This window comes from Acinetobacter sp. AKBS16 (assembly GCF_002899995.1).
GTDB lineage: Bacteria > Pseudomonadota > Gammaproteobacteria > Pseudomonadales > Moraxellaceae > Acinetobacter > Acinetobacter baumannii.
Genome location: NZ_POYH01000018.1, coordinates 69,349 through 79,247, shown reverse-complemented (window position 1 = coordinate 79,247; position 9,899 = coordinate 69,349). Strand labels below are relative to the sequence as shown.

The 9,899-nt window shown below is 39.2% G+C and carries 10 protein-coding genes and 1 rRNA gene; 4 read left to right on the top strand and 7 right to left on the bottom strand.

Annotated features, from left to right (window positions below):
• Both rrf and C1642_RS02935 read left to right on the top strand, forming a co-directional pair.
• Nucleotides 1-86 (top strand): 5S ribosomal RNA (gene rrf / locus C1642_RS02940); the annotation flags it as partial.
• 122 nt (nt 87-208) lie between these two features.
• Nucleotides 209-559, top strand: a complete 351-nt coding sequence (locus C1642_RS02935; RefSeq protein ID WP_000353868.1) for an ankyrin repeat domain-containing protein — start codon at nt 209-211, stop codon at nt 557-559.
• A 45-nt stretch (nt 560-604) separates the two neighbouring features.
• Here the strand turns inward: C1642_RS02935 and C1642_RS02930 are convergent, their stop codons facing one another.
• From C1642_RS02930 to ribF, 5 genes are all read right to left on the bottom strand, one after another.
• A complete protein-coding gene (locus C1642_RS02930) occupies nt 605-1,147 on the bottom strand; it encodes an NADPH-dependent FMN reductase (protein ID WP_000964176.1) in 543 nt (180 codons plus the stop codon).
• A gap of 134 nt (nt 1,148-1,281) precedes the next feature.
• Nucleotides 1,282-1,764 carry an FKBP-type peptidyl-prolyl cis-trans isomerase gene (locus C1642_RS02925; protein ID WP_000136002.1) on the bottom strand — a complete coding sequence of 161 codons (483 nt, stop codon included), beginning with the start codon at nt 1,762-1,764 and terminating at the stop codon, nt 1,282-1,284.
• A 1-nt stretch (nt 1,765) separates the two neighbouring features.
• Nucleotides 1,766-2,296, bottom strand: a complete 531-nt coding sequence (lspA, locus tag C1642_RS02920; protein WP_001133879.1) for a signal peptidase II — start codon at nt 2,294-2,296, stop codon at nt 1,766-1,768.
• Complete coding sequence (gene ileS, locus C1642_RS02915) at nt 2,289-5,126, bottom strand: isoleucine--tRNA ligase (RefSeq protein WP_103235880.1); 2,838 nt, start codon at nt 5,124-5,126, stop codon at nt 2,289-2,291. Before ileS ends, lspA begins: the two co-directional genes overlap by 8 nt.
• Nucleotides 5,127-5,187: 61 nt before the next feature.
• Entirely contained in the window at nt 5,188-6,189 is a 1,002-nt protein-coding gene (gene ribF, locus C1642_RS02910) for a bifunctional riboflavin kinase/FAD synthetase (protein WP_000771825.1), read from the bottom strand.
• A 208-nt stretch (nt 6,190-6,397) separates the two neighbouring features.
• Here ribF and C1642_RS02905 point away from each other — a divergent pair, with 208 nt between their 5' ends.
• Together C1642_RS02905 and C1642_RS02900 are read left to right on the top strand one after the other, a co-directional pair.
• On the top strand, nt 6,398-7,531 hold the full coding sequence (locus C1642_RS02905) for a TDT family transporter (protein ID WP_103235879.1): 1,134 nt from the start codon (nt 6,398-6,400) through the stop codon (nt 7,529-7,531).
• An 80-nt stretch (nt 7,532-7,611) separates the two neighbouring features.
• Nucleotides 7,612-8,178 (top strand): 5'-nucleosidase, encoded by a 567-nt coding sequence (locus C1642_RS02900; RefSeq protein ID WP_001090743.1) that lies wholly within the window; start codon nt 7,612-7,614, stop codon nt 8,176-8,178.
• A gap of 34 nt (nt 8,179-8,212) precedes the next feature.
• Here the strand turns inward: C1642_RS02900 and C1642_RS02895 are convergent, their stop codons facing one another.
• Together C1642_RS02895 and C1642_RS02890 are read right to left on the bottom strand one after the other, a co-directional pair.
• Nucleotides 8,213-8,833 (bottom strand): TetR/AcrR family transcriptional regulator, encoded by a 621-nt coding sequence (locus C1642_RS02895; protein ID WP_001186827.1) that lies wholly within the window; start codon nt 8,831-8,833, stop codon nt 8,213-8,215.
• Nucleotides 8,834-9,093: 260 nt separating this feature from the next.
• Entirely contained in the window at nt 9,094-9,894 is an 801-nt protein-coding gene (locus C1642_RS02890; RefSeq protein WP_103235878.1) for an ABC transporter ATP-binding protein, read from the bottom strand.
• Between the last annotated feature and the right edge of the window lie 5 nt (nt 9,895-9,899).

Genomic DNA, 9,899 nt, shown 5'->3' with positions numbered 1-9,899 from the left:
TGATCCCTTCCCGAACTCAGAAGTGAAACCTCTTAGCGCTGATGGTAGTGTGGGATTACCCATGTGAGAGTAAGTCATCGCCAGCTCATTATTCTAAACACCCCAATCTCAAAAGAGGTTGGGGTGTTTTTTTATAGCAAGAAATCAATCAATAAAGAATTATTTAAATATAGAACTACAAATCATTTTTGGATGCTTACTCGATTCTATGGATATAATGAGGAAGTTTTTTATTTTTGGTGTCCCCGTGAAAATTAATTCTTTCTCTCCCATACCTGAAGATGATGAAGAACTCTCTCTTCCAGAACTGATTTATTGGGCATCTTTAGGTGATCTAGAGCAAGTAAAACAATTATTAATAGATAGAGAAGATCCTAATCAGACTGATGATGAAGGGTATACTGCTCTACAAGCAGCGGCTGAGAATGATCATTTAGAGATAGTGAAGCTCTTAGTTGAAAAAGGGGCGCATGTCACTTATAAAAGCGAATATACAGCACTACAGCTTGCAGAAATGGCGGGTAATACTGACATAGTGAATTATTTAAAAAGTTTATAAAATTAAAAAGCCCCTTTTATTTGAAAAAGAGGCTTTTTGTTCAATTTAAGACAAATGATATTTCTGTAGTTTCTCAACAATTGATTGAAGTCCTTTTACTTCAAATTCATTGGCTTCGAATTTTTCATCTTTATTGCGTTTGAAGATATCTCGTATTTCTATTACAGCATTTGGGTCAACAATACTTAAACTTGAAGTGACTTGGCGTATTTGGCTAATAGAACGAGAACCATTAGTTGAGCCATAACCTATAAATGCTGCTGGTTTACCGCTCCATTCCTTACCAACATAGTCTATTGCATTTTTTAAAGCTGGGCTATAACCGTGGTTATATTCTGGGCTAATAAAGATAAATGCATCAGCTTGGGCAATTTTATCAGCCCATTCTTGTTGTTTAGGTTGATCATAAATACCTGTAGCAGGTGGGTGAGAACCTGAAAATAAGGGTAGATTCCATTCTTTTAAATCAATTACTTCTGTTTGAAAATCTTTTAGATTAAATGAGGGTATTGTTGTTTCTAACCAATTGGCAATTTTAATAGCTGTGCGCCCTTCGCGAACACTTCCGACGATAATATAGACCAGCATATGTTTTTCCTAAGGATTTTTATCTTTATAACTTAATTCATTATATAGGTGCGTGAGAATATAGAATTTGTAAGGATTCTTATGTCATCAATAAAAGTTAAATAATAAAAAAGCCCTCAATCGAGGGCTTTTTTTTACATGATCTTAATGCCTTGCTGACCAGCTGGAGTCACTTTAAATATCTCTACTTCAAAAGTAATATTTTTGCCGGCTAGAGGATGGTTGAAATCAATTTCAGTAATATCATCATTTACTGACTTCACAACACCAAATAAAGTTGCTTTTGCTTTATCTTCAAACTCGATCATATGACCAGGAATAGGTCGTTGTTCGAATTTAACTGTATCAAAAGTTTGTATATTTTCAGGATTCCACGGACCAAAAGCATCTTCTGGTGGTAGATGTACTGTACGTCGATCGCCTGCACGTAAGCCAAGAAGCGCTTTCTCAAAACCTGGTAACAAGTTACCGTCGCCAATAGTCAAGCTAACAGGTTCTTCACGGCTACGTGTATTGTCAATTTCTACACCATTTTCGATAGCAACAGAAAAGTGTAGGTCAACTTTAGAACCGTCAGTAATACGAATTTCTTCATTAGGTTGAATAATTTCGGTCATATTATGCATCCGAATTTTTAGGTCTTTGCTTCTCAAGGAAGAATGTATCGATGAGTAGCAAAATGGTACCTAGAGTAATGGCACTGTCCGCAATATTAAAAGCTGGAAAGTGATGATTTTGGTAATAAACATGAATAAAATCGACCACATACCCTAAAGTAATACGATCAATTAGATTACCAAGTGCTCCACCTAAAATTAAAGCGATAGCTACAGGTAGCACCACCATTTTTTTAGGCATACGTAGCAACCAAAATACAAAAAGTATTGAAACTAAGCCTGCCAAAGATGTGAAGAAATAGCGTTGCCATCCTCCAGCATCAGATAAAAAGCTAAAAGCTGCACCATAGTTATGTAATAGTGTCCAGTTTAAAAATGGAAGCACAGGTACAGGATCTGCGTAGTTCAGATGTGTACTTGCAATCCATTTTGTCCATTGATCCAACACAATGGCAAGGACAGAAAGTCCAAGCCAAATGAGGTTGTGAGGATAAAACTGGAATAAGCCTTTTTTAGCTTGTGAATTAGGCATATTTTCTCACTTCGCCACGACCAGTGACGTTCACAATACAACGACCACATAAACCAGGATGATCGGCATGTGTATTTACATCCGGAAGGACATGCCAGCAACGTGCACATTTTTCACCTTCAGCTGCAGATACTTGTACACGTAAGCCTTCCATTTCAGTTGCTTCACCTTGTTCAGCAAATGGATGTACTACTACTTGCGAAGTAATAAGAACAAAACGGAGTTCATCAGCCAGTTGGTTTAAAACTGTTTGTAATGATTCATTTGCCCAAAGTTCAACTTTGGCTGAAAGATTACTACCGACAAGTTTAGCGTTACGAGCTGATTCAATCTGTTTATTTACTGCAGATTTTACGCTAATCAATGTTTGCCAATCTGCTTCAGAAAGCAAGTTTGCTTTTGATGAAACAGGTAGGTCATACCATTCAGCTGTAAATACATACTTGTCAGTTTGTTCTGGGATAAGTGGCCAAGCTTCTTGAGCTGTGAAGCTTAGGATAGGGCTCATCCAGCGAACAAATGCTTGTACGATATGGTAAAGCGCTGTTTGTGCGGAACGACGTGCTTGTGAGTCAGCCTTAGTGGTGTATTGACGGTCTTTGATGATGTCTAGATAGAAACCACCTAAGTCATTAATACAGAAGCTTGTTAACGCACTACACACGACGTGGAAGTTCATTTCTTCATAGGCCGCGATAATGGTCTGTTGTACTTCATTAGCACGTTGCAAGATGTATTGATCAAGAGCAATAAGATCATCTACTGCCAGAGCATCAGTACTTGGTTTGAAACCATTTAAGTTTGCAAGTAAGAAGCGTAGCGTATTACGAATACGACGGTAGCTATCACTTACACGGCTAAAGATTTCTTTCGATGCTGCAATTTCATAGCGATAGTCGCTAGATGCTACATATAAACGTAAACCATCGGCACCAAGTTGTTTGATGATTTCTTCAAGCGGAATATAGTTGCCTAGAGATTTTGATAATTTACGGCCATTCTCATCAACTGTAAAACCATGAGTTAACAAGGCTTTGTATGGCGCGCGGTTATGAATTGCCATAGACGTTAATAAAGAAGATTGGAACCAGCCACGGTGTTGGTCTGAACCTTCTAAATATAAGTCAGCAGGGCTTTCTAATTCTTCACGTTGCTCAAGTACAGCGTAATGCGTTGTACCAGAGTCAAACCATACATCAAGCGTATCGCGAACGGCATTGTACTGTTCAGCATCTTCACCAATGAAGTCTTTCGCATCACGGTTAAACCATGCATCAATACCTTCTTTCTCGATAAGTTTGGCAACTTCTTCGATGAGCTCAGGCGTACGAGGGTGCAATTCGTTCGTATCTTTATGAACGAAGAAAGGAATTGGTACACCCCAAGTACGTTGACGTGAGATACACCAGTCCGGACGGCCTTCGATCATTGATTCAATACGGTTTTTACCCCAGTTCGGTACAAACTCGATATCGTTTTCAATGGCATTCAGTGCACCGTCACGTAAACCTTTTTGATCCATGCTGATAAACCATTGTGGTGTAGCACGGAAAATAATCGGAGTCTTATGACGCCAGCAGTGTGGGTAGCTGTGTTTAATCGGTTGATGAGCCCATAAGCGACCTACAGCACCTAAAGCTTCAATAATCTTTGGATTGGCTTTATAGATGTGCTCGCCAGCAAAGATTGGTGCGGTTGGTAAGTAAACACCGTTACCACCCACTGGGTTTTCAACTTTAAGGTTGTATTGAAGACCTACTTTATAGTCATCTGCACCGTGGCCAGGAGCAGTGTGTACAGCACCTGTACCGCTTGTTGCGATAACGTGTTCACCTAAAATAACCGGAACTTGACGATCGGTTAGTAAAGGATGTTGTAGGGTAAGGTTCTCAAGAGCTGAACCAGTAAAGTCAGCTAAAACAACTGGGTTTTCAAGCTTGTAACGCTCAATTGCAGAAACAACTAAGTCTTTAGCAAGAATAAAGTTTTGCTTACCACGTTCAGTAGTCACTTGTACCAATTGATATTCAATTTCGGCATGCAATGCAACTGCTTGGTTCGCTGGTAACGTCCAAGGTGTAGTGGTCCAGATCACGATATCAGTTGGATCTTGAACGTCTACATTTACACGAGCGCTTAAATCTTTTAAATCTACAACGCCAAAACCAACATCAATTGCGTCTGATTTTTTATCTTCGTATTCAACTTCAGCTTCAGCAAGTGCTGAGCCACAGTCCATACACCAGTTCACTGGCTTTAAGCCCGGCTGGATATGGCCATTTTTTTGGATTAAACCTAAAGCACGAACGATATCGGCTTCTTGTTTGTAGTTCATGGTGAGGTAAGGATTATCCCAGTCACCTAAAATACCAAGACGTTTAAAGTCTGTACGCTGCAAATCAATTTGTTTTAGCGCATATTCACGGCAATGTTTACGGAAAGTGGCTGCATCAACTTTTTCACCCACTTTACCTACTTTTTCTTCAACTTTTAGTTCGATTGGCAAACCGTGACAGTCCCAACCTGGTACATATGGCGCATCGAAACCTGCCAAAGTACGGCTTTTTACGATGATGTCCTTAAGTACTTTGTTAACCGCATGGCCCAAGTGAATTGTACCGTTCGCATATGGAGGGCCATCATGCAAAATATATTTTTTCTTGCCAATACGCGATGCACGAATCTGCTGATAAATGTTGTCGGTATACCACTCTTCTAACCATTTCACTTCACGTACTGCCAAATTTGCTTTCATTGCAAATTGAGTATCCGGCAGGTTTAGCGTGGCTTTGTAGTCCACTGCATTTTCAGTAGTTTGCTTATCGCTCATGCAAGTTGTCTTCCAGTTTAATCAGCTTGGGAGCCGACATGTTTTACAATCAAAATTCGAATTAAAAAGGAAATTGTGTCGTGTCGTTACGATATTGTCGTAATTGCTGCACGTCATTATCAATTCCTGCCTTAAGTGCTTCAAGCGAAGGGTAGTTCAATTCACCATGAAGATAGTGAAGAAAAGTCACCCGCATAAATAAGCCATACAGATTAGCAGAAACATCAGGGAAATGTACTTCTAATCTCCACTCTGGATGTTCTTGCTGAATGGCTGGACGTGTACCGACATGACCTGCACCATAGAGGCTGTTTTCATGATATCCGGCAATTCCGGGCTTTTCAGGATTATCCTGAAGCACTTTTTGAGTTAGCGAAGTTGTTTCGCAAATGACTTCAACGCCATAAATACCATTTAAACAAGGCTTATGACGGTTGAGACGAACATTAATCGTTGGGAAATCTAAAGTTCGTCCAATTTGGTCACCATATTGAACACGACCGGTAATACTGTACGGACGGCCTAATAATTTAGCTGCTAAAGCGAGATTACCCACTTGAAGCACTTGGCGAATACGAGTTGAACTGACGCGTTCACCTTCGAGTTCAATCGTATGTAAATTTGTGACTTGAAAGCCGTAATTCTTTAAAAATTCGCTATTGCCTTGTCGGTCTTTGCCGAAATGAAAGTCATCTCCTAAAACCAAAGCTTGAGCATTTAATTTGTCTTTTAATAAATCTGCAAACTCAGAAGCACTCATGCTACGGAAATGCTGGTCAAACTTGGCAACCGCAATGTAATCCACCCCAAGTTCAGCTAGATATTCAACTTTTTCCCGTAATGAATTAATACGAGGTGGGGCATCATAGCCTTTAAAGAACTCAAGCGGTTGGGGCTCAAAAATCATGACCAATGTTTTTAAGCCTTGTGCTGCAGCAATTTTTTTGAGTTGAGCAATCATCGCTTGGTGACCTAAATGGACACCATCAAAATTACCAATAGTTACCGCTGTTTGTGGTAACTGGAAATTGGGCGATAACGCATTAAGACGAAGCAGTTTCATGAACTTAAAATATGGCTATTTTTGCAAGGGCTATATATTGCCATAATCTCACAGATTCGTCTTGTTGTTGTGTTTTTACTCAGGTATTTTTCAATACGAATACTTTCTATATCTAAAAAAATGATGAATTAAATAAAAGTAAATCAATTTTTCTTATTATTAATTTATCCTACTATAGCCTCATCCACTCTTTGATTAGAGACTTAAGATGGAAAGACCCTTTTACCAATTAAATCAAAGTAAAGATGTTATACGGCATTTTACCCCAAATTGGTTTACAGCAACTATGGGTACTGGCGTGGTCAGTATGATTTTAATTCAGCTTCCATTTGCCAAATCATTTTTATTTATGCTGGCTACGCTGTTATGGCAATTTAATATTGTTCTATTTAGTGTTTTTTCAGTTCTCTATTTATTGCGGTGGTTACTCTTCCCGCATGAAGCGAAGCAAATATTTAATCATCCAAATATGAGCTTGTTTTTAGGTGCTATACCGATGGGGCTTGCAACCATACTAAATGGCTTTTTAAGCTTCGGAATCGGGCTTTACGGCGAAGTGGCAGTTCATATCGCCCAAGCTTTGTGGTACATCGACGTTTTTTTAGCACTAGTAATTGCATGGATCGTACCATTTTGCATGTTTAGCCGTCAGAATCATCAGCTACATACCATGACTGCAATTTGGCTTTTACCTGTAGTTGCTTGTGAAGTCGCAGCAAGTTCTGCGGGCATGTTGGTTGCACATTTACCAGCAGATGTGCATAGCTTTCATTTATTGTTAGCGGGTTACGTACTTTGGGGAATCTCTGTTTTACCTGCATTTGCCATTTTAACGATTTTAATGTTGCGTATGGCTTTGCATCAGTTACCAGAAAAAGAAGTCGCGATTTCTAGCTGGCTTTCTTTAGGTCCGATTGGGACAGGTGCTTTAGGTCTATTGTTGCTAGGTGAGCAGGCACAAAGAGTATTTGTAAATGTTGGCTTTCCTGAGTTGGCCCATGTATTTCAAGCCTTGGGTGTTGTGGGTAGTCTGGTACTTTTAGGCTTTGGGTTATGGTGGCTTGGCCTTGCGATTTTAACAACACTTCGTCATGCAAAGACAGGTATTCCGTTTAACTTGGGTTGGTGGGGTTTAACCTTCCCATTTGGTGTGTTTATTTTGGCTTTATTTAATTTAGGTCATCAGATTGAAGTTGTATTTTTACAATATGTCGCTGTGGCATTCAGTATTTTATTATTAGTGATGTGGAGCGTGGTAATGAAGAAAACCTTAGCCGGAGCATACAGTGGCAAACTATTCTTCTCTCCATGTTTGGTGGCTTTACAACAAAGAATGCAGTAAAGGTGAAAAGGTGCAAAAAGCTTTTGCTCCTGATTTATACTTACTTTCTAATTTTGTTAATTCTGATTTGAGCTTTTTGAATGAACACAGATACCGCTTTAATTATGGCACTTCCCAACGAGTCTAAAGGTTTATTCGAGCAAGCAGGTATCGAAGTCCATTACAGTGGTATTGGTAAGATCAACGCTGCTTTTAAAGCGTTTGAAGTTATTCAAAAAACAGGCTGTAAAACTTTAATTAACTTAGGTACAGCAGGAAGTTCATCTTTTAATCGGCACGATTTAGTAGAAATAAAAACTTTTGTACAACGTGATATGGACGTTTCACCTTTAGGATTTGAAGTTGGGGTAACGCCGTTAGATGACCACTTGGCGGCTGAAATTCATCTCCAAACGCATTTTGCGGATTTACCAAAAGGAATTTGTGGGACAGGGGACTCATTTGAAACGGGTCAGCCGAAGGTCGCTTGTGATGTGGTCGATATGGAAGGCTATGCGTTAGCAAAAGTTTGCCACAAGTTAGGTGTACGTTTAATTTCGGTGAAATATATTACTGATGGGGCAGATGATACGGCCCATTTGGATTGGGAAGAAAACTTATTATTGGGTGCACAAAAGCTTTTAGCACTTTATCAAAATCATTTCTAAAAAAAGATCGGCAAATTTGCCGATCTTTTTTATTTTAGCGAGGTAATACGCCGTAGAGCATCATATGTACCGTATGCTCAATCGAGCGCTGGAACATACTGCGGTTACGAAGAGTTTTCCCGGTTACCATTTCCATTTGAGTCGCAAAATCGGCATAGTTTTGCGTAAGCCCCCAAATATTGAGAATTAAAAGTTCTGGGTCGATATCCGGTGAAATTTTTCCTTGCTCTTGCCAAGTTTGAATGACCTTAGCTTTGCGCTTAAATAGCTTTTTCAAGGGTCCTTTCAATATAGGCAAAATATGCGGTGCCCCTTGAATAATTTCTAAAGCAAATAGTCGCGAAGCTTTTGGTTGGCTACGAGAAAGTTCGATTTTTTGAATTAAATAATGAGACAAGGCTTCGGCTGGTTCTAACTCAGCTTCTAAGGTTTGTAAGGGAGCTAGCCATTTTTGTAAAACTGTGGTCAGCACTTCCACATATAAAGACTCTTTATTTTCATAGTAATAGAAAATATTCGACTTATGCATGTCAGCGAGTTGGGCAATTTCATCCAGACTTGCGCCACTGAACCCATATAGTGAAAACACATCAAGGGCGGCAGCAAGAAGCTGATTGCGCTTTTGGGTACTCTTCTTTTGTTCCATTTGCTGCATAAATTAAAAAGATAGTGTTCCCATTGTAAGGTAAATCGTTTGATTTGTGCACAGGTGTCTCACTTTTTTAGTGAAAAAACGGATAGTTATTTGAGCAATAGATATACTATTGTGCAAAAAATAGAGAGATTCACTAGTTTATTGTTATTCTTAAAAATATTTTTTAATCTTCGCCCTAAAAAAGAGCAATAAATCATCAGTTTTATTGCTCGTTAATTGGGCATTTTTCGGTTGAATGGTTCTCATTACTCATCTCAACCTTAAGTGGCTAAAACGGCATCGAGTACTTGTTGTTCAAGCTGAGCAAAAGTAATACTCTTTTTCCGTGGACGCGGCAAATTAACTTGAAAACTTTGAGCAATCTGACCTTTATCTAACAATATAATGCGGTCAGCCAGTTGCACTGCTTCACTTACATCGTGTGTAACTAAAATGGCAGTAAAACCTTGCTCTTTCCATAAACGTTCAATCAAGCTTTGCATCTCAAGACGAGTTAACGCGTCTAATGCACCCAAAGGTTCATCTAACAATAAAATACGGGGAGTATGAGATAACGCACGGGCTAGGGCAGTACGTTGTCGTTGACCACCCGAGAGCTGTGAAGGCCATTGTCCCGCTTTTTCTTTTAAACCTACTTTCTCTAATAATTCTTCTGCCAAAGCATATTGCGATTTTGGTAGCCCAAGTTGAACGTTCTGAAGAATATTTCTCCAAGGAAGTAACCGTGGGTCTTGAAACATAACCCGTATGTCATCGTTAGTAATACCTTCACGCAAATGTCGGGCAGATTTAAATTTGATTTCTCCAAAACTGGCTTTTTCAAGTTGGGCAATTAAGCGCAATAAAGTACTTTTACCGCAGCCACTACGACCAACAATAGCTAAAAATTCACCCGGTTGAATATGAAGGTTAAGATCTTCAAGAACTTTAACTTCACCATAAAACTTATAAAGCTGTTCAATCAGAATCTCTGCGCCTACCACAGGTTCTTGTGACTCTGAATGGTTTTCTGGAATGAGCTCTACGTCATTCTGATTAATATTTAAATTCAGATTTGTCATATTCT